This is a genomic window from Thalassobium sp. R2A62 (assembly GCF_000161835.1).
Lineage (GTDB): Bacteria > Pseudomonadota > Alphaproteobacteria > Rhodobacterales > Rhodobacteraceae > Thalassobium.
The window spans coordinates 1064449-1088289 of the sequence record NZ_GG697169.2; the positions used below are offsets into that span (position 1 = coordinate 1064449).

General features: G+C 56.9%; 25 protein-coding genes and 1 pseudogene. 20 read left to right on the forward strand and 6 right to left on the reverse strand.

Annotated elements, in window-relative coordinates; all coding sequences use genetic code 11:
* Positions 1-36: 36 nt before the first annotated feature.
* On the reverse strand, positions 37-1284 hold the full coding sequence (locus TR2A62_RS05230; RefSeq protein WP_009159022.1) for a VWA domain-containing protein: 1248 nt from the start codon (positions 1282-1284) through the stop codon (positions 37-39).
* Positions 1284-2171, reverse strand: coding sequence for a MoxR family ATPase (locus TR2A62_RS05235; protein ID WP_009160250.1), 888 nt, complete (start codon positions 2169-2171; stop codon positions 1284-1286). The genes TR2A62_RS05230 and TR2A62_RS05235 overlap by 1 nt, the downstream gene beginning before the upstream one ends.
* Before the next feature lie 121 nt (positions 2172-2292).
* Here TR2A62_RS05235 and TR2A62_RS05240 point away from each other — a divergent pair, with 121 nt between their 5' ends.
* Both TR2A62_RS05240 and TR2A62_RS05245 read left to right on the forward strand, forming a co-directional pair.
* A complete protein-coding gene (locus TR2A62_RS05240; protein ID WP_009159595.1) occupies positions 2293-3516 on the forward strand; it encodes an acyl-CoA dehydrogenase in 1224 nt (407 codons plus the stop codon).
* A 106-nt stretch (positions 3517-3622) separates the two neighbouring features.
* Positions 3623-4549: a hypothetical protein gene (locus TR2A62_RS05245; protein ID WP_009158811.1), complete on the forward strand. Its 927-nt coding sequence runs from the start codon at positions 3623-3625 to the stop codon at positions 4547-4549.
* A gap of 62 nt (positions 4550-4611) precedes the next feature.
* Here the strand turns inward: TR2A62_RS05245 and TR2A62_RS05250 are convergent, their stop codons facing one another.
* Positions 4612-4827, reverse strand: coding sequence for a hypothetical protein (locus tag TR2A62_RS05250; RefSeq protein ID WP_009158439.1), 216 nt, complete (start codon positions 4825-4827; stop codon positions 4612-4614).
* A gap of 145 nt (positions 4828-4972) precedes the next feature.
* Positions 4973-5296: a hypothetical protein gene (locus TR2A62_RS05255; protein WP_009157722.1), complete on the reverse strand. Its 324-nt coding sequence runs from the start codon at positions 5294-5296 to the stop codon at positions 4973-4975.
* Positions 5297-5426: 130 nt separating this feature from the next.
* On the opposite strand from TR2A62_RS05255, the gene pyrC reads away from it, so the two are divergent.
* From pyrC to TR2A62_RS05300, 9 genes and pseudogenes are all read left to right on the forward strand, one after another.
* A complete protein-coding gene (gene pyrC / locus TR2A62_RS05260; RefSeq protein WP_009160173.1) occupies positions 5427-6479 on the forward strand; it encodes a dihydroorotase in 1053 nt (350 codons plus the stop codon).
* A 30-nt stretch (positions 6480-6509) separates the two neighbouring features.
* Entirely contained in the window at positions 6510-7187 is a 678-nt protein-coding gene (locus tag TR2A62_RS05265; protein WP_009159258.1) for an orotate phosphoribosyltransferase, read from the forward strand.
* A gap of 208 nt (positions 7188-7395) precedes the next feature.
* The gene (locus TR2A62_RS05270) at positions 7396-8898 is read left to right on the forward strand and encodes a replicative DNA helicase (protein ID WP_009158853.1); all 1503 of its coding nucleotides are present in this window, start codon (positions 7396-7398) and stop codon (positions 8896-8898) included.
* A pseudogene (locus TR2A62_RS18030) lies at positions 8898-9294 on the forward strand (VOC family protein). Before TR2A62_RS05270 ends, TR2A62_RS18030 begins: the two are co-directional and overlap by 1 nt.
* Positions 9287-10354, forward strand: a complete 1068-nt coding sequence (locus TR2A62_RS05280) for an agmatine deiminase family protein (RefSeq protein ID WP_009160816.1) — start codon at positions 9287-9289, stop codon at positions 10352-10354. Before TR2A62_RS18030 ends, TR2A62_RS05280 begins: the two are co-directional and overlap by 8 nt.
* The gene (locus TR2A62_RS17530) at positions 10351-10809 is read left to right on the forward strand and encodes a hypothetical protein (RefSeq protein WP_009160032.1); all 459 of its coding nucleotides are present in this window, start codon (positions 10351-10353) and stop codon (positions 10807-10809) included. Before TR2A62_RS05280 ends, TR2A62_RS17530 begins: the two co-directional genes overlap by 4 nt.
* Before the next feature lie 39 nt (positions 10810-10848).
* Entirely contained in the window at positions 10849-11886 is a 1038-nt protein-coding gene (alr, locus tag TR2A62_RS05290; RefSeq protein ID WP_009160346.1) for an alanine racemase, read from the forward strand.
* A 451-nt stretch (positions 11887-12337) separates the two neighbouring features.
* On the forward strand, positions 12338-13093 hold the full coding sequence (locus TR2A62_RS05295; protein ID WP_009157542.1) for a hypothetical protein: 756 nt from the start codon (positions 12338-12340) through the stop codon (positions 13091-13093).
* 49 nt (positions 13094-13142) lie between these two features.
* The gene (locus tag TR2A62_RS05300) at positions 13143-13592 is read left to right on the forward strand and encodes a paraquat-inducible protein A (RefSeq protein ID WP_009159790.1); all 450 of its coding nucleotides are present in this window, start codon (positions 13143-13145) and stop codon (positions 13590-13592) included.
* Here the strand turns inward: TR2A62_RS05300 and TR2A62_RS05305 are convergent.
* Both TR2A62_RS05305 and TR2A62_RS05310 read right to left on the reverse strand, forming a co-directional pair.
* On the reverse strand, positions 13589-14035 hold the full coding sequence (locus TR2A62_RS05305) for a hypothetical protein (RefSeq protein ID WP_150103458.1): 447 nt from the start codon (positions 14033-14035) through the stop codon (positions 13589-13591). The two genes, TR2A62_RS05300 and TR2A62_RS05305, sit on opposite strands and share 4 nt — an antisense overlap.
* 9 nt (positions 14036-14044) lie before the next feature.
* On the reverse strand, positions 14045-15475 hold the full coding sequence (locus TR2A62_RS05310; RefSeq protein WP_009158401.1) for a hypothetical protein: 1431 nt from the start codon (positions 15473-15475) through the stop codon (positions 14045-14047).
* Between the two features lie 172 nt (positions 15476-15647).
* On the opposite strand from TR2A62_RS05310, the gene rsgA reads away from it, so the two are divergent.
* The 9 genes from rsgA (at position 15648) to TR2A62_RS05355 (ending at position 23759) form a co-directional block, all read left to right on the forward strand.
* Positions 15648-16697, forward strand: coding sequence for a ribosome small subunit-dependent GTPase A (gene rsgA / locus TR2A62_RS05315; protein WP_009159391.1), 1050 nt, complete (start codon positions 15648-15650; stop codon positions 16695-16697).
* A 44-nt stretch (positions 16698-16741) separates the two neighbouring features.
* Positions 16742-18106 (forward strand): DNA repair protein RadA, encoded by a 1365-nt coding sequence (gene radA, locus TR2A62_RS05320; protein ID WP_009159738.1) that lies wholly within the window; start codon positions 16742-16744, stop codon positions 18104-18106.
* Between the two features lie 30 nt (positions 18107-18136).
* Positions 18137-18697 carry a CvpA family protein gene (locus TR2A62_RS05325; RefSeq protein ID WP_009160606.1) on the forward strand — a complete coding sequence of 187 codons (561 nt, stop codon included), beginning with the start codon at positions 18137-18139 and terminating at the stop codon, positions 18695-18697.
* Positions 18698-18882: 185 nt separating this feature from the next.
* Positions 18883-20340, forward strand: a complete 1458-nt coding sequence (gene purF / locus TR2A62_RS05330; protein WP_150103563.1) for an amidophosphoribosyltransferase — start codon at positions 18883-18885, stop codon at positions 20338-20340.
* A gap of 69 nt (positions 20341-20409) precedes the next feature.
* The gene (locus tag TR2A62_RS05335) at positions 20410-21201 is read left to right on the forward strand and encodes a dimethylarginine dimethylaminohydrolase family protein (protein WP_009159873.1); all 792 of its coding nucleotides are present in this window, start codon (positions 20410-20412) and stop codon (positions 21199-21201) included.
* A gap of 8 nt (positions 21202-21209) precedes the next feature.
* Positions 21210-21572, forward strand: coding sequence for a DUF1304 domain-containing protein (locus TR2A62_RS05340; RefSeq protein WP_009159780.1), 363 nt, complete (start codon positions 21210-21212; stop codon positions 21570-21572).
* Between the two features lie 40 nt (positions 21573-21612).
* Positions 21613-22254 (forward strand): SDR family oxidoreductase, encoded by a 642-nt coding sequence (locus tag TR2A62_RS05345; RefSeq protein WP_040821161.1) that lies wholly within the window; start codon positions 21613-21615, stop codon positions 22252-22254.
* Between the two features lie 78 nt (positions 22255-22332).
* Positions 22333-23121: a 5'/3'-nucleotidase SurE gene (gene surE / locus TR2A62_RS05350; protein ID WP_009158532.1), complete on the forward strand. Its 789-nt coding sequence runs from the start codon at positions 22333-22335 to the stop codon at positions 23119-23121.
* Complete coding sequence (locus TR2A62_RS05355; protein ID WP_009159354.1) at positions 23121-23759, forward strand: protein-L-isoaspartate(D-aspartate) O-methyltransferase; 639 nt, start codon at positions 23121-23123, stop codon at positions 23757-23759. Before surE ends, TR2A62_RS05355 begins: the two co-directional genes overlap by 1 nt.
* The last annotated feature ends 82 nt before the right edge of the window (positions 23760-23841 follow it).

Genomic DNA, 23841 nt, shown 5'->3' on the forward strand with positions numbered 1-23841 from the left:
GCATCACTGCTCCCCGACACTTGGCCCGCAATCCATTCATAGCGCAGCCATCAATCGCGACTTTTCGCCGGTATCCATTGGCTTGGAAATCACGCGCCCCAGCTCTTCGAGCGACGTGATGTTATGCCCTGCCCGAAAACTGTCGACATGCGGCAGCATCTCGGCGATTCCTTTGGCCTTTGGCGCGAAACCGTCCCAACGCAACAGGGGGTTCAACCAAATCACCCGCCGCGCGGACAAATGCAGCCGTTCCATTGCGCGCCCCAAACCACCCTCGGGGTCGCGGTCCAACCCATCTGTGATCAACAAAACAACAGAACCCTGCCCCAGAACACGCCGCGACCAATCACGGTTAAATGTCTCTAAACATTCACCAATTCTCGTGCCACCTTCCCAATCTTGGGCCTGTGATCCAGCAGCAGCAAGTGCGGCATCAACGTCGCGGGCCGCCAAATGACGCGTGATGTTGGTGAGGCGCGTGCCAAAGGTAAATCCATGCACCTTGGCCCAGCCCGCCCCTTTTTCATTCGCCACAGCGTGGAGAAAATGCAAAGCAGCACGACTGTATTGAGACATCGAACCCGAAATATCGCAAAGCACCACAAGGTTCGGATATCGCTTTCGGGGCTTCATGTACGCCAATGCGCCCAGCTCGCCCCCGCGACGCATTGCAAGGCGCATGGTACGTACGGGATCAATCCGACCGCGATGATCGGCCCCCATGCGACGGGTTTTGATTGGCGCAACAGGTAATGACAATCGCGCGAGCAACCGCTTGGCTTGGGCCATCTCATCCGTGCTCATTTGTTCAAAGTCCAAACTTCGCAGACGTTCTTCGGCGCTCGCAGTGCGGGTCGCGTCAATCTGGATTTCCGTTTCTTTTTCGGAACTTGGCAGGTCTGGAACCTCGCGATCAACCCCGTCCAACAGCGCTTCGGCGGCACGTTTCTCCGCAGGTTTTGCGCGCCGCTCTTCTTGGACCCCGCGCACGGCGGGCGTCATGAACGCGATCATGTGTTCTAAGTACCGAGGGTCCCGCCAATACAGACGAAAAACCTGCGCAAAAACTATACGTTGCTCTGGTCGCGTCACAAAACACGCATGCAGCGTCCAGTAAAAATCGGTCTTTTCGGTAAACCCAACCGCCTGCACAGCCTCAATCGCGTTTAGGACGGCACCGGTCCCAATCGGAACACCTGCCTTACGCAAAGCGCGTGCAAAATGCGTGATATTTCCCGCTAATTTGGGATCATCTGGCAGTTCAAGATCAGCCAGTTCGACCATTACCCGTCCTCGGCCAGATCAGCGCGGACTTCATCCAATAGACGCTTGGCTTCTGAGCCTTGCAGCTTTTGAATGTCATCTTGGTATTTCAAAACGGCACCCAACGTGTCGGCGATCACATCTGGTGACAGGTTCAAAACATCAAGCGCTAACAAGCACTTGGCCCAATCGATGGTTTCAGCAACCCCGGGTCGTTTGAACAAATCTTCGGTGCGCAAACGCTGAACAAAGGCCACGACCTCGCGGCTCAGCGCTTCGGATGCCTCGGGCGCGCGCGCATTTAGAATTTCGATTTCGCGGTCAAAGGCCGGATAGTCGACCCAGTGATACAAACACCGCCGTTTGAGCGCGTCATGTACTTCGCGGGTGCGGTTAGATGTTAAGATCACAATGGGCGGCTCGGGGGCTGAAATCGTCCCCATCTCGGGGATTGTGACCTGAAAATCAGAGAGTGCTTCGAGGAGGAACGCCTCGAACGGCTCGTCCGTGCGGTCCAGCTCGTCGATCAGCAGCACGGGCGCACCCGCAGGATCAGGGCGCATTGCATCCAACAAGGGCCGCTCGATCAGAAAGTCGTCGGAAAACAGATCAGGCGGTGTCTGACCGCCGGCTTCTGCCGCACGGATCGCCACCATTTGGGCCGCAAAGTTCCATTCATAGACGGCCGACGATGCATCTAGCCCCTCGTAGCATTGCAGCCGGATCAGCCGCCGCCCCAACGTGGCTGCGATCGCTTTGGCAATCTCGGTCTTGCCCGTGCCAGCCTCGCCTTCGAGAAACAGCGGCCGCCCTAAACGCAGCGCGAGAAACACAACCGTCGCCAATGCGCGGCCACACACATAGTCCTGCTCAGCCAGCGCCGTTTGCACATCATCGATTGAATTCATGCGACATCCTCCTGCTATATTAGCTGCATTGATGCCCTGCGGCGTCAAGGCACTTCACAACGATTGCACCCAGACAGCCCCCCAGATAGGTTGCGATCAACGCAATTCGAAAGGCCGCGCCATGAACGCAAATACCTCCATTCTTTCGCCCAAAGATGCCCCCGATCTGGGCCGGTTTGATTGGCAAGATGCCTTTCGTCTTGATGACCAGCTGACCGAAGACGAACGTATGCTGCGTGACGCGGCCGGTGAGTTTGCGCAATCTGAACTGCAGCCGGGCGTGACGGCGGCCTACCGAGACGAGGTCACGGCGCCGGGGCTCTTTAAGCAGATGGGCGACGCGGGGCTCTTGGGGTCGACCATTCCCGAAACATATGGCGGTTTGGGCGCGAATTACGTGACCTACGGCCTGATTGCCCGCGAAATCGAACGTGTGGATTCTGGCTACCGCAGCATGATGTCAGTGCAATCCTCGCTCGTTATGTATCCGATTTACGCCTACGGGTCCGAAGAGCAGCGCCAGAAATACCTGCCCGGCCTGTCTGCAGGCACCTTGATCGGCTGTTTTGGCCTGACCGAACCTGACGCGGGATCTGACCCAGCGGGCATGAAGACAATCGCGCGCAAGACCGACACAGGTTATGTGCTTAACGGCTCAAAGATGTGGATTTCCAACAGCCCCATCGCGGATGTCTTTGTCATCTGGGCCAAATCCGAGGCCCACGGTGGCAAGATCCGTGGTTTTGTTCTTGAAAAAGGCATGGACGGATTGTCGGCCCCAAAGATTGGTGGCAAACTGTCGCTGCGTGCGTCGATAACTGGCGAAATTGTCATGCAAGATGTTGCTGTTGGCGAAGATGCGCTGTTGCCCAATGTTCAAGGGCTCAAAGGTCCGTTTGGCTGTCTGAACCGCGCACGCTACGGGATTTCGTGGGGCGTTATGGGCGCTGCCGAGTTCTGTTGGCACGCGGCTCTGCAATACGGACTGGACCGGAAACAGTTTGATAAACCAATTGCCCAGACCCAGCTGTTCCAGCTCAAGTTGGCCAATATGCAGACCGAAATCACCTTGGGTCTTCAGGGCTCGTTGCGGGTCGGACGTTTGATGGACGAGGCGAACGCCGCCCCTGAAATGATCAGCCTGATGAAACGCAACAACTGCGGCAAAGCACTAGAGATCGCACGCCATGCCCGAGATATGCACGGTGGCAACGGTATTTCCGAGGATTTCCAAGTCATGCGCCACATGGTTAACCTAGAGACGGTAAACACGTATGAGGGGACCCATGACGTGCACGCGCTTATCCTAGGTCGTGCACAAACAGGACTTCAGGCATTTTTCTAGGGATTTTAACCAAATTGGCCTGAAATTGGCACAACGCCCCCCCAATTGTGCCATATTCGACCTCAATACGCTTAGAAAAGAATTTAAATCGACCTGAGGCATCTCAATGAAAGACGCGCAGACAGAGTTTGACCCTGATCTCACTGGCTTAGACAGGCCTCAGTGGATCGACGCGCTTGATGAAGTCGCTGAAGACTTTGGTGCGTTTGACCCGCTGGGCCCAGATCACCAAGCCGCCTTTATCGACGCGGGTCGTTGTCTTGTTGTTACCTTTGAAACCATCCAGTCCGTGCGCGGCACCGAGCGCGATGAACCTCTGGGCTTTGCCCTCACCCGCAAACACGGATGGTCATCCCTTAGCTTGATCTCTGACGGCGACACATGGTTCCGCCATAAGGCCGTTTACGGCTATTTTGACCGTCTGGTTGACGACGGGTTCTTCGAAGACTTTGACCAAGTGGTTTTCTTTGGCGCAGGTCATGCAGGATATGCAGCGTGTGCTTATTCCGTCGCAGCACCGGGTGCTCGGGTTCTGGCCCTTCGCCCCCAATCGACGCTAGATCCGACAATTGCCGGCTGGGACCACCGTTATCCAAAAATGCGCCGGACGTCCTTTAGCGACAGATACGGCTATGCCCCTGACATGATTGATGGCGTGGACAAGGCGTTCATTATCTACAACCGCAATGATGATTTGGACGCAATGCATGCGTCCCACTTTGCGCGTCCTCATTCCAACGCGACACTGCTGCAGACGACACACACCGATATGCGGCTCGAACGCGATATCGAAGCGATGGGCCTAACCCATACGCTGATCGAGGCTGCGATGGACGACACCCTATCACGCCAGACATGGGCCACCCTTTGGCGCGCACGGCGCGAACACGTACCCTATCTGCGCAAATTGGTTGGTTCGCTAGAGGGTGCGGGCCGGACCCGCATGCTCCAAGCGGTGTGTGAATTCGCCACCACCGATCAACAACGACCCTTCTTTCAAAAGCGCCTCAACGAAACCGCCGAAGACGCTTGAGGCGACCCTAAAACGAAAAAGGCCCCGCAATTGCAGGGCCTTTTCGCATTTGTGGGTCTAACTTAACGCCACAGATAGTCGCGAAAGACGTGACGCGCGATGTCTTCGCGGGCGATGCCCATCTTTGCCAACTGTGCGTCTGTCTTCGAGTTCAGCGCTTCGAACTGATCGCTGCGGCTCCGAGCTTCGGCGACCGAGACGAAGAAATCGCCGATCGTTACGGCCAGACGGCGCAATGGGCTCACTGAAACTGCGGGTGTATTTGTACTGCTTGCCATGGTTGGTCACCTCGGGTTGATCAAATAACTGGTATGAGAGCCATATAAGACCCAACCCTGCGAGGTGTAGAGACAATGCCGCAATGCGGCTATGCGCCTGCGACATTGCTGATTTTACGCGATAACTAAACGCGGCAGCGCAGCATTAGCTGTCGTCAGAAGATTCAACAGCCTCTTCGACTGCGTCCTTCTTTTTGCCATAGATCAGGCCGCGGACGATTGCAATGATACGCATTCCGAACAGACCAATCAGACCGCCAAAGATCAGACCGAAGGCTGAGCCACTACCACCAACAGCCGCAATCACAAGGCTCGCGACGATCAACGCAGCGATAAAGGCCAGCGTATGCTTTTCGCCCTCGCCCACAGGCATGTGCGGCGTCAGGCGATTGATGATGTGCTCGCCGACAAAGTTCTGGATGTAAGGTATCGATGCACCAGCCGCGATTGCGATGATAAAGTTGATCATGGAAATTTCCCCCGAATTGATCCGTTTCCAGCAACTTATGCACATAACTGGGTCGGTACAGGGGGGAAACGCGCCTGATCACCTCAACAGACCCTAGCGCGGCGTCAGACTTTGTTGTACGCGAACGCCCATGGCAGACAAAAACATGACATCCCTGACGATCCGACGCCCTGACGATTGGCACCTTCATTTACGCGATGGCGACATGCTCGCTGCTGTGGCTCCGGAAACGGCACGCCACTTTGGCCGCGCCATCATCATGCCGAACCTCGTACCACCTGTTGTTCGGATGGAAGACGCGGTGGCCTACCGCGACCGGATCATGGCCGTCGTGCCCGAAACGGCAAACTTTCAACCGTTGATGACCCTGTATTTGACAGAAGAAACAGACCCCAGCGACGTGATCGCCGCCCACAAGGCCGGCATCGCCACCGCGGCCAAGCTCTATCCCGCAGGTGCGACTACCAACTCGGCCTCGGGCGTCAAGAATATGAGCGCTGTGCGCCCTGTTCTCGAGGCGATGGCTGAAGCCGGAATGCCACTGTGCGTCCATGGCGAAGTCACCAACAGCGAGATCGACATCTTTGACCGCGAGGCCGTGTTCATCGACAAGGTGCTCAAACCTCTGCGCAAGCGTATCCCTGATTTGCGTGTCATTATGGAGCACGTGACCACGCAGGATGCTGTTGATTACGTCCGCGACACGCCCAAGAACCTTGGCGCGACGATCACGACGCACCATTTGATCATCAACCGCAATCATATCCTCGCTGGTGGCATTCGCCCGCATTATTACTGCCTGCCCGTGGCCAAGCGCGAACGCCATCGCATTGCGTTGGTGCAGGCCGCGATTTCGGGCGACAAGCGGTTCTTCCTTGGCACCGACAGTGCGCCACACATCGATCCGGCCAAGCTGCAGGAATGTGGGTGCGCTGGCGTCTTTTCGGCCTCGAACACGATGTCCTGCCTTGCAGAGGTCTTTGACGTCGCAGGCGCCCTGCCCAAGCTCGAGGCGTTTTCATCGCTGAACGGCCCCGCATTCTACCGCCTGCCCCCGAACGACAGCACGATCACGCTGACCAAGGGCGAACCGGTTGACTACCCCACACATATTCAGACCGGCGAAGGCCCAGTCACCGTCTTTGACCCCGGTTTCCCGCTGCACTGGCGTGTTGACGCCTAATACCACCTCTCGTTCCAGAAAGAGTCTGCCATGATCCCCACCAGTTTCCCCAGCAAAGAAGAAATGGCCCGTCTGACGGCGCGCATGTTGCTCGAAATCGAAGCCGTGCACTTTAACGCAGACGAGCCGTTCACACTGGCCTCTGGTCTTCCGTCGCCGACCTACATTGATTGCCGGAAACTGATTTCATACCCCCGCATCCGCAGCACCTTGATGGATTTTCTGACCGTCACCGTGATGCGCGAAGCGGGTTTCGAGGCCTTTGACAACGTGGCTGGTGGCGAGACGGCGGGTATTCCATTTGGCGCATTGGTTGCCGAACGCATGAGCCTGCCAATGACCTATGTGCGCAAAAAGCCCAAAGGCTATGGCCGCAACGCCCGAATCGAAGGTGTGATGACCGAAGGCCAGCGTGTGCTGCTGGTCGAGGACCTGACCACCGATGGCGGATCCAAGCTTTCATTTGTTGACGCGATCCGCGAAACTGGCGCGACATGCGGCCATACCGCCGTGATCTTTTACTACGGGATTTTCGAGGAAACGATGAAAACCCTTGGCGATCATGGGGTTGCTCTGCATTCCTTGTGCACATGGTGGGATGTCCTCAACGAGGCCAAGGCCCAAGGTTCGTTCTCAGAGGCAACTTTGGCCGAGGTCGAGACGTTCCTGACTGCGCCTCGGGCATGGCAGGATGCACGCGCAAAATAATTTATTTTGCTGCGGCGATTTCCCGCCAAAACCACTAAATATTGACGAACAGCACCTCACACCCTCATAATATGAGGTGTGAGTGGGGTCAGGTTTTATCCTCGAGTTATCCACAAGAACATACCGTTTGCACCGCAAATCACAGCGACGTTATACCGATCTAGCAATACGCTCTTGGGTGGGCACAATGGGGTGAGTGAGGCAGCAGATGAACGAGATTTCTTCTATTCCAGCGGGTCAGGTACAACCGACCGACGCAGATACGATGCCCCATTCGATTGAAGCCGAGCAACAGCTGTTGGGCGCGATCCTGACAAACAATGACGTCTTCGAGCGTGTCTCATCGATCATTCAGCCTGAACATTTCTACGACCCCGTACATGCGTTGATTTATGAAACAGCGTCTGCCCGCATTGCCAAAAATGCGTTGGCCAGCCCTGTCACGCTCAAGGCATTTCTCGAGGACGATCCGGGCCTTCAGGAACTGGGTGGCCCCGCCTACCTCGCCCGTCTCGCAGGTGCCGCAATCAGCGCCTTTGCCGCGCGCGACTACGCACAGATGATCTATGATTTCGCGATCCGTCGCGAATTGATTGGCTTGGGCCAAGACATCGCTGCCAAAGCGGGCCGCGTCGAAATCGACAGCGAACCAACCGAACAGATCGTCCAAGCCGAACAAAAGCTTTATGCGCTGGCGGAAAAAGGTCAGGCCGAGCGTGGCTTCCAATCTTTCCTCTCTGCCGTGACCGAGGCAGTGAACACCGCCAACGCCGCGTATCAACGTGACGGTGGTCTTTCAGGTGTCTCAACCGGCCTGATCGATCTGGACAAAAAACTTGGTGGTTTGCACCGTTCTGACCTGTTGATCCTCGCTGGACGTCCATCGATGGGTAAAACGTCACTCGCGACCAACATCGCGTTTAACGTGGCCAAGGCCTACCGCAAAGGTGCGCTGCAAGACGGCACCGAAGGTGCGGTCAACGGCGGTGTCGTGGGCTTCTACAGCCTCGAGATGAGCGCCGAGCAGCTCGCCGCACGTATCTTGTCCGAAGCCTCGGAAATCCCGTCCCAACAGATCCGGTCCGGCGATATGACCGAGGGTGAATTCCGCCGTTTTGTCGAGGCTGCCAAATCGCTCGAGGCATGCCCGCTCTACATCGACGACACACCTGCCCTGCCGATCAGCCAACTGTCCGCACGGGCACGACGCCTGAAACGGACCCATGGGCTAGATGTTTTGATCATCGACTATCTCCAGCTGGTGCGCGGCACAGGCAAAGGCGAAAACCGCGTGAACGAGATCTCCGAGATCACAATGGGCCTCAAGGCGATTGCCAAGGAACTCGACATCCCCGTGATCGCCCTGTCCCAGCTGTCACGTCAGGTGGAAAACCGCGACGACAAACGCCCGCAGCTGTCTGACTTACGTGAATCCGGATCGATCGAGCAAGACGCCGACGTCGTCATGTTCGTCTACCGCGCCGAATACTACAAAGAGCGCGAAAAACCGGCGGATCACGAGCTGGATAAAATCGCCTTGTGGCAAGAAGAGATGGAAGCCCTGCACGGCAAGGCCGACGTCATCATCGGCAAACAGCGCCACGGTCCAATTGGCGATGTTCAACTGTCCTTCGAAGGTCGCTTTACCCGCTTTGGCAATCTGGTCCAGCAATGGCAGGGCGGCGGTGGCAGCGGCGACACCGAATTCTAATGCGCCACGCGCTGACCGACGTCGATCATGTCACCCTTTGCGTGAGCGATCTAGAGAAGTCCATCGCATTCTACCGCAACGTTCTGGGCGCCAAGCTGCGCGCACAATGGGCCACTGGCTGTTATTTTGAACTGGGCACCCTCTTGTCTGGAACAATCGGGCAGCGTAACACCTCGCAGCGACGACAGTCACATTGCGTTTTCCACGACCGGTGATCTGACCGATTGGGACAACCATCTGCGCCAAAATGCCCAGATTTGGAAGGAAAACCACAGCCCCGACCCGTCGGTTTACTTCCTTGACCCAGATGGTCACAAACTGGAACTCCACAGTGGCACCCTCGCCAGCCGGCTTGCCCATTATTCCACCCGCTCTGATGTAACTTTGTATGACTGACCCAATCATGACACGCCGCACCACGCTCGCTGGTCTCGCCAGTCTACCGCTTGCCTCATCGGCATTGGCAGGCGTTCCCGCGGGCTATGTCGTCCCAGCCGAAGAGGCCCCGCACCAAGCGACGATTATGATGTGGCCCAACCACAGGTCCGTCTATGACGATCCGGTGTTTTTGCGGATGACGCAGGCGACAATCCTGAACATCGCCAACACTATCGCGGACCTTGAACCTGTGTTCCTTTGTGCCCACAGTGACCATCACGCCGCTCTGCGGTCTCGTCTGTCAGGTAACGTGACCCTCTGGGACATCCCGACCGAAGATCTCTGGGCCCGAGACGCAGGTCCCCTGTTCACCCAAAATCGTGCGGGCGACCTCGCCGTCAGCCGCCTTCAGTTCAACGGCTGGGGCGACAAACAAATCCACACCAATGACAGCCAAGTCGCACGCCGCGTGGCAGACCGTTTAGGCGTCCCGCTCTTTGACACGGGCCTTACCGGCGAGGCTGGCGGTGTCGAGCAAGACGGACATGGTAGCTTGATGGCGCACCGCAGCTCTTGGATAAACCCGAACCGCAATCGCGGCAGCGAGGCCGAAATCACGTCCCGTTTGCTGGCCGCTTACGGCGCTGATCGCATGGTATGGTCTGACGGTGTCATGGGCGAAGACATCACCGACTACCACATCGACAGCCTTGCGCGCTTTACCGGCCCTGAACGTGTCTTGATCAACCTGCCCAACCGTTTTGATCAAGAAGACCCCTTTGCCCAAGCTGCAGGCGACAGCTTTGATATTCTGTCTGAAACGCTAGACGTGCATATGATCCGCGAACCTGTCAAACGGCGCGTTCGTGATCCTGAATTTGTGGCGTCTTACGCGAATTACTACGTCTGCAACGGCGCTGTGATCCTTGCTCAGTTTGGTGATCCAAAAGCAGACAAGATCGCCGCTGACACGCTGGCCAGCCATTACCCAGGACGGGACATCATCGCCCTGAACGTCGACCCATTAGGCGAACTGGGCGGCGGCATCCACTGTGCAACACAGCAGGTCCCCGCATGAGTTGGCTTAGACAAAATGCCGACGCGCTTCAGGCGCTTGCAGCCATCGCGACCCTATTGGTGGCTCTCGGTGCGCTGATCGGGGTCAAGGCGCAGATCGACGCAACGGATCGATTGAACAAACAGCAATCTGCCCGCGAGATTTACCGCGAGTATCTGTCGCTCTCGATCACGAACCCTGCATTCTCTGCGCCAAACTATTGCGCCTTGGAAACCGGCCCACCGGCCACTCTCAATGGCTATAGCAACTACCTAGAATACACGCTCTATACGGCCGAGCTCATGATGCAGGCCGACGACGGATGGGACAGTACATTCCAAGCTATCTTTGACACCCACACCGCAGCACTGTGTGCCGACGAGATTGACCCAGACGCCTATGACCCTGCGATCCTGCCGCTCTTGGGCAAATACACGCCAACCTATTGTGCAACCCAACCCAGCTGCGACGGCTGATCTCTTGACCTAACCGGCAAAGGGCGTCACTCATCGGCCATGAGCACAGGACATCTTACCATCGATCTCAGCGCAGTTATTGCCAACTGGAAAGCGCTTGACCAGATCAGCACCTCGGAAACCGCCGCCGTCGTCAAAGCCAACGGCTACGGTTTAGGATCACGCCGCGTTGCCCGCGCCCTCGCCCGCGCAGGTGCTCGCAAATTCTTTGTCGCGACGGCAGAAGAGGCCGCCAACGTACGCAATGTGCTGGGCGACGAACACGAGATTTACATCTTTGCCGGTCATATGTCCGGCGACACCGATATGATTTCTGACCTCGGTTTGATCCCGCTTTTGAACTCGCTTGATCAAATGGTTATGCATCTCGAGGCGTTGCCAAACCACCCCTTTGGCGTCCAACTCGACACCGGCATGAACCGGCTGGGAATGGAGCCTGCAGAATGGGGTGCAGTCCGTGACATGGCGCTATCGCAGAACCCCAAATTGATCATGAGCCATCTGGCCTGCGCCGATGAACCTGACCACACGCAAAACGCGATGCAGCTTACCAGCTTTCGCAGTATGACTGACGGTGTTTCTGTGCCGCGCAGCCTAGCCGCGACAGGTGGCATCTTGCTCGGATCCGACTACCATTTCGACCTGACCCGCCCAGGTGTCGGTCTATATGGCGGCGCCCCTTTTGCTAACGCAAAGCCAGTTGTCCAATTGGACATTCCAGTCATCCAAGTTCGCGATGTCGCGGTCGGCGAAGCTGTTGGCTACGGCGCGTCGTGGGTTGCAGAACGTCCCAGCAAAATCGCGACGATTTCCGCAGGCTATGCCGATGGCTTAATCCGCGCAATGTCAGGCCAAGCAACGCTGTGGCACGAAGGCATTCCCTGCCCACTGGCAGGTCGCGTCTCAATGGATTTGTTGACCGTGGATGTCACCGATCTGCCGATCCCGCCACGCTATCTCAGTATCCTATGCCCAGAACAATCGGTGGATGATTTGGCGGCCGTCGCAGGCACGATTGGCTATGAAATCCTGACATCCTTGGGCGGGCGGTATTCACGCCGTTTCATAGCACCCTAGATCTAATCATGGCGGTCCCCCGCCGATCCTCACGGGCCCCTGTTGAACATTGAAGGTTTCACGAAAACGTCAACGAATCAAACCGTAGCGATTGGGTGTAAAATCCTGTGCGTCCGCACCTCAAACCTCTTAATTTGTGGTGCTTCTGCCACGGCAGCTACAAAAGTGGTCAATAAGGCGCGGCCGCACAAAAACCCCAAAAATGCAGGCTTAGCGCATAGTTCTTTTCGGCAGAGTCCCGCCGCGTCCCCTTGGAAACTTGGGCGATTGCTGTTTTTCCCCCGACTTATCTACAGCACCAAACGCGCAACAAAATGTGCCACGTTGATCCATTGTTGGTTGCAGCGAAATGGCTACGGGGAAAGCCTCAGATTTTTCCCTTAATTCCCCCCCACTAAGTGCGTTAACTTACAATTCTGCTATTGAAAAAGTGACCTCTGGGGGGCTCATTATGCCATTTATGTCGACAATGCGCGCGTTTCAGCGCGGATTTCACGCCTTATCATTGATACTCTTAGTGGGGATCGCCGCTGGTGCGGTCGCCTACACTGTTCTCAGCGCATTTGGCGTTGTGCCGTGGCTGACCTTTTCTGCTCAGTTCGGCGAAACCATCGTACCACAGGCGGGTATATACACCCAAATTGCCGCCACCGTTTTGTTGGCTGCACTGTTCTTCTTCATCCCGTCCAGCAGTCGTATTATGACGTTGGATCGGTCCCATCGCAGCTTTGCGCTAGGAATGAATGACGTGGCCCATGCCTATCACATTTGCCATACTGCTGATCGTCAGGAATTGTTCACGCTTTCCTCGGAATTTGACAGCGTGCGCGAACGCCTGACCTACCTGCGCGACCATCCTGAGTTGGACACACTCGAGCCTGATGTGCTCGAGCTTGCCGCACAGATGTCGCACACGTCCAAACACCTCGCCGAGGTCTACAACGACGACAAGGTCAAACGTGCCAAAACCTTCCTGCAGCAACGTCAGGAAGAGGCCGAAGCCCAGAAAGATCGTTTTCTTCAAGCGCAACACGCATGCCGCGAAATCAAACGTTGGGGCGAGCAGGTTGAACTCGAAGAGAGCATGGTCGCAAGCCAGATGTCTCGCCTTGAGGAAGACCTCGCAAATGTGCTGCCTCTCTTGGGGTTCGATCTCGCGCACGAAGAGGACAACGTGGTGCCTATGGGCAAGCCTGCAGCGGAATAATTGTCGGCTCGACTTGCAATCTTAACGCAGCGTCTGCACATCTGAGCCTATGATGTCAGTCCTGCGTTACGCTAACCTTGCCCTCTTGATCGCCTTCCCGCTTGCGTGGTTTGCGCCCTTGATGCGCGCAGGTCTCTTGCCGCTCTTTGGCTTGTCGGAAATCAGCGTAATCTCTGGCCTACAATCACTGTGGTCGTCCGACGTGTTTCTCGCGTTGATCGTCACGGTCTTTGCGCTCTTTGCGCCGTACCTCAAAACCATTGGCCTCGCGCTGGTCCACTTTGGCCTGCTCAAGGACAAGGTCCTGCCAGTTCTGTCGTACATGGGCAAACTGGCAATGGCCGACGTGTTTTTGATGGCGCTCTATGTGGTCATCATCAAAGGCATCGGCATCGGCCGCGTCGAAATCGCATGGGGCCTCTACGCATTTACTGCCTGTATCCTCGCCTCAATCGCCATCTCGATCCTGACCACTCGGGAATTGAAACGGGCGGGTTAGCCTGCCTTTTTGCCCTCCGTCCATTTCGAAAACAAATTTTCCAGATGTTGTGACGGCGATACTGGTGCCTTTCCAAAATCAATATCCGCGGGCGACAAGGTGTCGGACCATTTACCCATGCTGATTTCATTCGCCCCATGCAGCACCAACGCATCCCCGCGGCTGTCGTAGAACGCGGCCAAGCGCAAACTGTATCGATACAACCCAACCAAAATCTGGACCAGAAACACGAGGATCAACAACACGCTGATGCGCGTAAACAACGTGGCAAGTTCGGTCCAAACATCGCCGTCATTGACGTTGGGATCTATCAAAACCTGACTTGGATCGTTGGCCACATATCCGGTAAGCTTGTCCATCGCCTCCAACTCGGCCTTTTGCCGCGCCACAAACGTCGCAATGTCGTTTTTCAGTAATTCGCGACGGTCTGCGAAATATCGCACCAACCGCAGCTATAGCCCTCGGGCCATCAAAAACGGCCGCAAAGACCCCCCAACCAACGCGCGCGCCAATTTGCGTTCTAACTCTTGCAGCGCGTCGTCATCAACTGTCTCGAGCTTTTCATTCAAAGCAACAAGCAGCCCACCCGCCTTAAACTGATCCGATTCCGCTTCTGTGGCAAGTCTCACAAACTCGCGGTAGCGGTCTCCCTTACCGCTGGAACGACCATCTAGGCCCAAACGCTCAGCATCCGCTTCTCCTTGATAGTTAGATAGGAGATTCCCGAGCCGACGGATTTCTCGCTTCTCGGTCTGGATTTGCTGTTCCAGATTGGCCTTTAGGTCTTGTGGACACAGCGATGTGTTTTCCTCAAAATCCTCACTTGTCGTCGGAAATTGCGTACAAAGTCCCATGATCGCGACCGACCAAGCCTCGACCGTCCTCGAATTGAGAGGTGTGGCATCCGGACCTGGACGGAACGCGGGCATCTCGTCTGGCGTCACCCCTTCCACCGCCTGCAATGCATAGTCATAGTCCAGGAGCTGCAAGTCGAGACGCCCAATTTCTTCACGAAACGATTCTGCGACCCGCCAGTGTTCCGCACGAATTGTCGTCAGCTGGGAAAATTTACTCTCGCCTTTCGACTCTTCCTCTATCAACTGCCCTGCATAAAAGATAAACGCGCCACCCGCTGCGAGAACAACCACCACCAGAACAAGAGACATCAAAGCCCGCACTTTGAGAAAGGTCGCGCGAGTCCGTACTCTCAAAACAAGCCGCTCCAACTCTTGTTTCGAGATACGTTGCGGGCCGTCTTTGTCGCGCCCAAGCTCTCGGGGCTCCATCCAGAAAAACAATAGAGAGGCAAATCTGGCGACTAACAAAACCGCCAATGCAATCGCCGCGATTTTCATATCAGCGGACATGTCCCACCTTGCAGCCGCAGTTTTGACCCGTACAAACGGCGTGAACCAATCCCCGAATAGCCCCTGAACTGTCCACCGCTGGGGTACCGGAACGAATGGAACAGTGGCATCCATGACCTCTTCTGATCCGCTAAGCGACCGATCCGGAAGACTGGGCTCGATGATCACCTCTGGCACGAAAACAGGTTGCGCACCAATGTACTGAGAATAGACCGACGGCGCGATCTCGAGGGCAAAGAACACACCAATCAAAAGCCCAAGAAAGCTGACCCCAAAGGTCGATATCTGATGCAGCCGGAAAAACGCAGGGACATTCCAATCAGGGACAATAGCGTCAAAGACCAAAACAAGGGCGGAAAGCCCAACCAGCAAAGCAACGGTTTTTGCGTCATAGGCGGTCGCAATTGCATCACTTACCCCCAATGCCGCCAGCAAAACGACCGCGGCCAGCGCCAAAAGCCCCCCAACCCACAAAATCGCGCGGTTGCTTGGCGCAAACCGTTCTAAACCAAACATATATTCCCCATCACCAGCGTTTGAAAATCCATACCCCACAGCGCGTCACGCCTGCGTCACAGTGCTTGTTGGTTTGTGTATCCGCAGGGCTGTGATACACCCGCCACAACGCGCATTTGACTTTGACGGAGCCTCTCCCATCACCCGCGACTATTCCCAATTCACAGGCAGCATGCCCAAACCTGCCGTGCCAAATCCTCTGCAAACTCTCGGGTGGCAGCCGTTTTTTGCCCAGCAGACAGATGCTAATACGCTAGACGTCACGCCGCCTGTGCGTGTGACCCAAGTGCACCGCACTTTGATCCAAGTGCGCGGCAACGGGATTGACGCCACGGTTGCCCCACCCGCCGAAATAACCGTCGGTGACTGGATTTTGCTGAACCACGACAGGCCGATGGACAGCATTGTGTTAGAGCGTAAAAGCTTGATCAAGCGTCGCGCGGCTGGTCATGATCGCAGTGTGCAATTGATTGCCGCCAACATCGACACGGCCTTTGTGGTGACCTCCTGCAACGCCGATTTCAATATTGCACGGCTAGAGCGGTACATCGCACTGGCTTTCGAGGCCGACGTCACACCAGTTATTTTATTGACCAAATCCGACATGTGCGACGACGCTGACATCTATGTGTCCCAAGCCAGCGCGCTGTCTCCGGACGTTGCGGTCATGGCGTTAAACGCCACCGATGATACGCCCGTTGATCTTCTGGCGCCGTGGTGCAAACCGGGTCAAACTGTGGCCTTTCTCGGCTCGTCTGGTGTCGGTAAATCAACGCTGACGAATGCGCTCGCTGGTAGCCAAGACATCGCCACCGGTGCGATCCGCGAAGACGACGCGCGCGGGCGTCACACCACGACGCACCGGCACCTGCATATCTTGCCGTCGGGATGCGCCGTTCTCGACACACCCGGAATGCGTGAATTGCAACTGACGGATGCCAGTTCGGGTGTGGACGCCCTGTTCGCCGATCTGTTCGCGCTCGCCACGCAGTGCAAATTCAATGACTGCGCCCACGGCCCTGAACCGGGTTGTGCAATTCAGGCCGCACTGGCGGGCGGAACCATCGATCGGGCCCGCTATACTAGGTGGCAAAAGCTGCTTGAGGAGGACGCGCATAACACCGAAACACTTGCGATGCGCAAAGCCCGCGACAAATCTCAGAACAAATCTATGAGCAAGACGATCAAAGGCCTGCAGCAAAACAATAAAAAGCGTCGGTAACAGGTTCGCTTGCCTCAGGTCGAAAAATAGACCAAAAGGGGAACATGGCTAAATCATCCCCTTCTTTTCAATGCTCTGCCTGCAACGCGACCTCGACCAAATGGTCGGGTCGGTGTGATGATTGCGGCGCATGGAACACCGTCTCTGAGGTCAAACCCCTGTCCTCTGGTCCTGCCTCGAAAACTCTGGGTGGCGCGCGCGGACATCACCTGACGCTGACTGACCTCGCCACGACATCCGAGCCGCCCCCGCGCACATTGGCTGGTGTTGACGAACTCGACCGCGTTCTGGGTGGCGGTCTGGTCGAAGCTTCGGCAATTTTGGTCGGTGGAGATCCCGGCATCGGCAAATCAACCTTGCTTTTGCAGGCTGCTGCACGCTTTGCGCGCAACGGACTCAAAGTGATCTATGTCAGCGGCGAAGAAGCCACCGCACAGGTGCAAATGCGCGCCCAACGGCTGGGCCTAACAGAAAGTCCGGTCAAACTGGCGGCCGAGACAAACCTGCGCGACATCCTCACCACGCTCGAGGCCGAGAACCCCAATTTGGTGATTATCGATTCCATCCAGACCATGTGGGCCGACAACGTAGAAAGCGCCCCGGGGTCAGTGTCCCAAGTGCGCAGTGCCGCGCACGAACTGACCACCTTTGCCAAACGCAAAGGCATGGCTGTGATCATGGTCGGACACGTCACCAAAGAGGGGCAGATCGCAGGCCCCCGCGTGGTCGAGCATATGGTAGATACCGTTTTGTATTTCGAGGGCGAGCGTGGTCATCCATTCCGCATCTTGCGCGCCCACAAAAACCGCTTTGGTCCTGCGGACGAAATTGGCGTGTTCGAAATGACAGGCCGCGGTTTGGCAGAAGTTAAAAACCCGTCTGCACTGTTTCTTTCGGAACGCGGCACGCCGCAGCCTGGCTCGGTCGTCTTTGCCGGTATCGAAGGGTCGCGCCCAATGTTGTGCGAATTTCAGGCCCTCGTCGCCCCCTCACCCCATTCCAATCCACGCCGCACGGTGGTCGGCTGGGACGGTGGACGGTTGGCGATGATCCTCGCAGTCATCGAATCCCGCGCTGGTGTTCCCTTCACAGGGTTGGACGTCTACCTGAATGTCGCCGGAGGGTTGCGCGTCACAGAACCTGCCGCCGATCTAGCCGTCGCAGCCGCCCTAATTTCTGCGCGAGAAGATGCCGCTTTGCCTGCAGACTGTGTTGTTTTTGGCGAAATCAGCCTGTCGGGTGGCCTGCGTCCTGCCCCCCAGACAGAAAACAGGTTGAAAGAAGCGGAAAAACTTGGTTTTTCCTCCGCAATCGCGCCCTTGACGAAAAAAGGGGTGCAAACCGGTCTAGGTGTCCGCCAGATGGACGACCTCGTGACCTTTGTAAAAGACGTATTCGGGGATCGCTGACCGCCTCCCCACTGTTAGGGAGACAGCGCCATGGAAGGCTTTACACTTATCGACGGGCTGGTGGCGCTTGTCATCGTGGTCTCGGCCATCTTGGCCTATGCACGTGGTTTCGTTCGCGAAGCATTGGCCATCGCAGGCTGGATTGGCGCGACAATTCTGGCGTTTATCTTTGCCGATAGCGTCAAACCCCTGATCAAACAGATTCCCGTCGTGGGCGATATGATTGGCGACAGCTGCGAGCTGAGCATAATTGCAGCCTTTGCTGCGGTCTTTGCGCTCGCTCTTGTGGTGATGTCGATCTTTACGCCGTTGTTTTCCAGTCTCGTGCAGCGATCCGCATTGGGCGGTCTGGACCAAGGGCTCGGTTTCCTCTTCGGTGTCTTCCGCGGCATCCTGCTGATTGCGATCCTGTTCTTTGTCTATGACACCGTGCTGACGACCCAAGACATTGAAATGGTCGACAACTCGCGCTCGGCTCAGGTCTTTGCCCGTATGACTGGCCAAATCGAAAACCGCGATCCCGAGGCGGCTCTGGGTTGGATCACGACACAGTACGAACAGCTGGTCGGCGAATGCGGCGCTGCTGAATAAGCCACCGCTTTGATAGTAACGATGAAACGGCGTGCTTTTGTGGCGCGCCGTTTTTCTATGTGCCGTCCCCGATACGCAACACCTGCAAAACGGAGCGTATAGTGTCGTGACACGCACCCTCTCTCGTTCTAAGTAGGGACCACGCACACATATCAGGATTCGGAGCTGCACCGTTGTCCCCTACCATGCCCCCTGCCCATCCCTTTGATGATGACAAACTAAAAGAGGAGTGCGGCGTGTTCGGCATGGTCGGTATCGACGATGCAGCGAACTTTGTGGCACTCGGGCTTCACGCCTTGCAACACAGGGGCCAAGAGGCCGGCGGCATCGTCGCCCACGACCCTGAGGTCGGTTTTTCCCAAGCCCGCCGCTTCGGTTATGTCCGCGATAATTTCACCAGTCAGAAATTGATGGAAACACTGCCCGGATCCGTGTCGATCGGGCATGTCCGCTATTCGACTGCAGGCTCCAAAGGCCAAACCGCGATCCGCGATGTCCAACCGTTCTTTGGCGAATTCTCGATGGGCGGTGCAGCGATTGCCCACAACGGCAACATCACCAATGCTGATGCCCTGCGCCGTGAGCTGATTGATCGCGGCTCGATCTTTCAATCTACATCCGACAGCGAATGCATCATCCATCTGATGGCGCGCTCAATGGGCCAGACGATCCCAGACCGTATGGAAGAAGCCCTCCGCAAAGTCGAAGGCGCGTTTTCTGTCGTCGCAATGACCCGGACCAAATTGATCGGTGTGCGTGACCCATTGGGTGTGCGCCCGCTGGTCCTTGGAAAATTGGGCGACGGGTATGCCTTGTCGTCCGAAACCTGTGCATTGGACATCATTGGCGCGGACTTTGTTCGCGAAATCAAACCCGGCGAGATGGTCGTTATCACCGAACGGGGCGTGCAAAGCAGCTTCCCGTTCCGGCCACGTCCATCACGTTTCTGCATCTTCGAGCACGTCTATTTCAGCCGCCCAGACAGCATCCTTGGTGGCCGCTCGGTCTATGAAACCCGCCGCCAAATTGGCGTCGAGCTTGCCCGCGAGGCGCCCGTCGAGGCCGATATCGTCTGCCCAGTTCCAGATGGCGGCACGCCAGCGGCGATCGGCTATAGTCAGGAAAGCGGCATCCAATATGCCATGGGCATTTCTCGGAACCAGTACATCGGACGGACGTTCATCGAGCCGACCGAGCAGATCCGCAACATGGGTGTGCGTCTCAAACTGAACATCAACCGCGCCTTGGTCGCTGGCAAACGGGTCATCCTCGTTGACGACAGCGTTGTGCGTGGCACAACCTCGATGAAGCTCAAGGACATGCTGCTGGATGCAGGCGCATCCGAGGTGCACTACCGCATCGCGTCGCCGCCCACAGAATGGCCCTGCTTTTACGGTGTCGACACGCCCGAACGCGACAAACTCTTGGCGGCCAACATGACCGAGGACGAAATGCGCGACCACCTCGGCGTGACCAGCCTCAAATTCGTCTCGCTCGACGGTCTCTACCGCGCGGCTGGCGAAGCCAAAGGCCGCGACAACGCACAACCTCAATATTGTGACGCATGTTTCTCTGGCCAATATCCTGTTGAGCCTTCGGATATGATCAACAAGGGTTTTGAAATGAAGACCGCCGCTGAATAAGCGGCGGAGCGGGCTCTTGCTGTCCGCGCACGGCTTGACGCCTGTGTCCTGCGGGATCACAGTCACCCCATGACAAAATCCTTCAGTTTCACCCATGCCATCACGCGCAAACCCTCAGTCAGCATTATTGACGGGCTGCGCGCGGTGGATATTGGCATACCCGACCTCGCAACATTCCAATCCCATCACGCCGACTATATCGCAGCGCTAAAATCTACCGGTGCGACAGTGATCGAACTCGACGCAGACGAGGCCTTTCCTGACAGCTGTTTTATCGAGGACGCAGCGCTGTGCCTGCCGCGCGGTGCGATCCTGATGCGCCCTGGTGCGCCCTCTCGCCTCGGCGAAGCCGCCCTGATGCGCGAACACCTCGCACCCCTCTCTGATAATCTTGCAGAGATCACCGGCCCCGGCTTTATCGAGGGTGGCGATATCCTGACCACAGAAACCGAAATCCTGATTGGCACCTCAGCGCGCACCGATCCGGCTGGCGTCGCCGAATTGCGCAGCATCACCGAACCGTGGGGCTATACCGTCCGCGAGGTTCAAACACCGCCTGATGTGCTGCACTTTAAAACTGATTGTTCGCTCTTGGATGCCACCACAATCCTGACCACCAAACGGCTTGCGCGCTCTGGCTGCTTTGACGGCTACGACCTGATCTATCCGGCAGACGGGGAAGAGGCCTGCGCCAACGCAATCCGGTTCAATGATCTTGTCATTATGCCAGACGGCTTTCCCAAAACGGCGCAAATCCTGCGTGATGCGGGCTACAACGTCCATCCCGTCGGCAACTCCGAGGCCGCAAAGCTCGACGGCGGTATGTCCTGCCTGTCGCTTCGCTTTAGCCCCAACACTTAGGAAATATCATGTCCACCCTCGCACTGATCCTTATCGTCCTGATCGCAGTACTGCATCTCTACATCGCATGGTTCGAGATGTTTGCATGGACCACACGCGGCCCAAAGGTGTTCAGCGATTTCCCACGTGATCTCTTTGAACCCACTGTCAAAATCGCGGGGAACCAAGGGCTCTATAACGGGTTTCTTGCGTTGGGCCTGATCTGGGCGCTGATCATTGCTGACGCCGCTTGGCAGGCGAACATCGCCACGTTCTTTTTGATCTGCGTTGCAGTGGCTGGCGCGTATGGCGCGGCCACAACGGCGCGCCGTATCCTATACGTGCAAACCGTTCCAGCTGTGGCCGCACTTGCTGCGCTTTGGCTCACCTGATGCCCTTGACCTCTGTACCAATCCACAGCAAACCGCGCTCATGACAAAAACAGCTCTTATCACCGGCGCGTCGCGCGGTCTTGGCGCAGCTCTGGCGCTGGCTCTTGTCCCGACGCACCACATCATTGCCGTGGGCAAAACCACTGGCGCGCTCGAAGATCTCGACGATCAAATCCAAGCGATCGGCGGTCAAGCCACCCTCGCCCCGATGGACGTCAACGTCGAGCCTGCGATGCAACAGCTGTGCCGCGGTATTCATGACCGCTGGGGCCGCTTGGATCTATGGATCCACACGGCGATCCACGCGGCCCCGCTAACGCCTGTGGCGCATATGAACGACAAAGACCTGACCAAGTCGCTCGAGCTGAACATTCGCTCAACCGCGCGTCTGATCCAATACACAACGCCTCTGTTGGGTGACGACGGAACAGCCGTGTTCTTTGACGATCCACACATGGGCCAAAAATTCTTTGGCCACTATGGCTCGACCAAAGCCGCGCAAATCTCGCTCGCACAGTCGTGGCAGGCCGAGAATACAAAGTCCGGCCCAACGGTTAAGATTTTGACGCCCAAACCCATGCCAACCGCTGTGCGGGCACGGTTCTATCCAGGTGAGCCACGCGAAGGTCTGGCCAGCCCGGCGGACGAAGCCGCACGCCTCTTGCCAGAAATCCTAGGCTAGAGCGCAAAAACACCGCCCACCCCTTTGCCAAACCTGCGTGCCTGCCCTAACAAAGAAAGGCAGGCAAAGGGGCGATCTATGCGCATTCTCATCACCAACGACGACGGCATCAACGCGCCGGGCCTTGAGGTCCTGACCGAGATCGCGGCCGATCTGGCAGGCCCCGACGGCGAGGTCTGGACCGTGGCCCCCGCGTTCGAGCAGTCCGGCGTCGGCCACTGCGTCAGCTACACCCACCCCTTTATGATCAACAAAATGTCCGAACGCCGCTATGCCGCCGAAGGATCACCTGCCGATTGCGTATTGGCTGGGCTTTACGATGTATTGGCAGACACGCCCCCCGATTTGGTTCTGTCAGGCGTGAACAAAGGCAACAACTCGGCCGAAAACGCGCTCTACTCTGGCACCCTCGGCGCGGCCATCGAGGCCGCCTTGCAGGGCATTCCGGCGATTGCCTTGTCGCAATACTACGGCGCAGGCAATAATTCGCTCAAAGACCCGTTCGAGGCCTCGCGCGCCCACCTTGCTGATGTCTGCCGCCAAATCCTGTCGTTCGAGGCCTCTGCCACAGACGACTACCGCCTGTTTTATAACGTCAACGTGCCGCCAGTTGCCGCCGCAGACGTGCGCGGGACACGCGTTGTTACCCAAGGTTTCCGGCGTGACAGCTTCTTTGGTATCGAACCGCACACTGCACCATCTGGGCGCAAATTTTTGTGGATCAAAGGTGGGCCACAACATACCCCCACATTGCCTGGCTCGGACGCAGCGGCCAACCTTGATGGCTATATTTCTGTAACGCCCATGCGGGCCGATTTCACAGCCCACGATACGCTCGCATCCCTGACCGAAGTGTTCGACACCTGATGGACTGCCCCGAGCTCAAAATGCAGTTCCTATACGCGCTTCGGTCCAAGGGTGTGACCGACGCACGTGTGCTGACAGCAATGGAACAAGTCGACCGAGGCCCTTTTGTTAAAGGGATATTCGCCGATCGGACCTACGAAGACATGCCTTTGCCTATCGCCTGCGGGCAGACGATTTCACAGCCCTCTGTTGTCGGTTTGATGACCCAAGCACTGGATGTCCAACCCCGCGATACCGTGCTCGAAGTCGGCACTGGATCAGGCTATCAGGCTGCGATCCTCAGCCAACTGGGGCGGCGGATCTACACCGTCGATCGACACCGCACCTTGGTCCGCACCGCGCGCGCGATATTTGAGAAAATGGATCTCACCAATGTCACGGTGTTCACCGCCGATGGCAGCTTTGGCCTGCCAGATCAGGCCCCTTTTGACCGCATCCTTGTCACCGCTGCAGCCGAGGACCCCCCCGGCCCACTGATGCAACAATTGCGTGTCGGTGGCATCATGGTGGTCCCTGTTGGGCAATCCAACGCAGTCCAAACCTTGATCCGCGTGACCCGCACCCCAGATGGATATGACTACGAAGAGCTACGGCCGGTACGCTTTGTCCCCTTGATCGAAGGCCTCGGCTCGGATTAAGTAGCACCTAACGACTGAGCCTTGAAAACAAGGCCGTTTTACCCGAAACGCCCCACAAGACGGGCGTCAGGACCATGAGGAT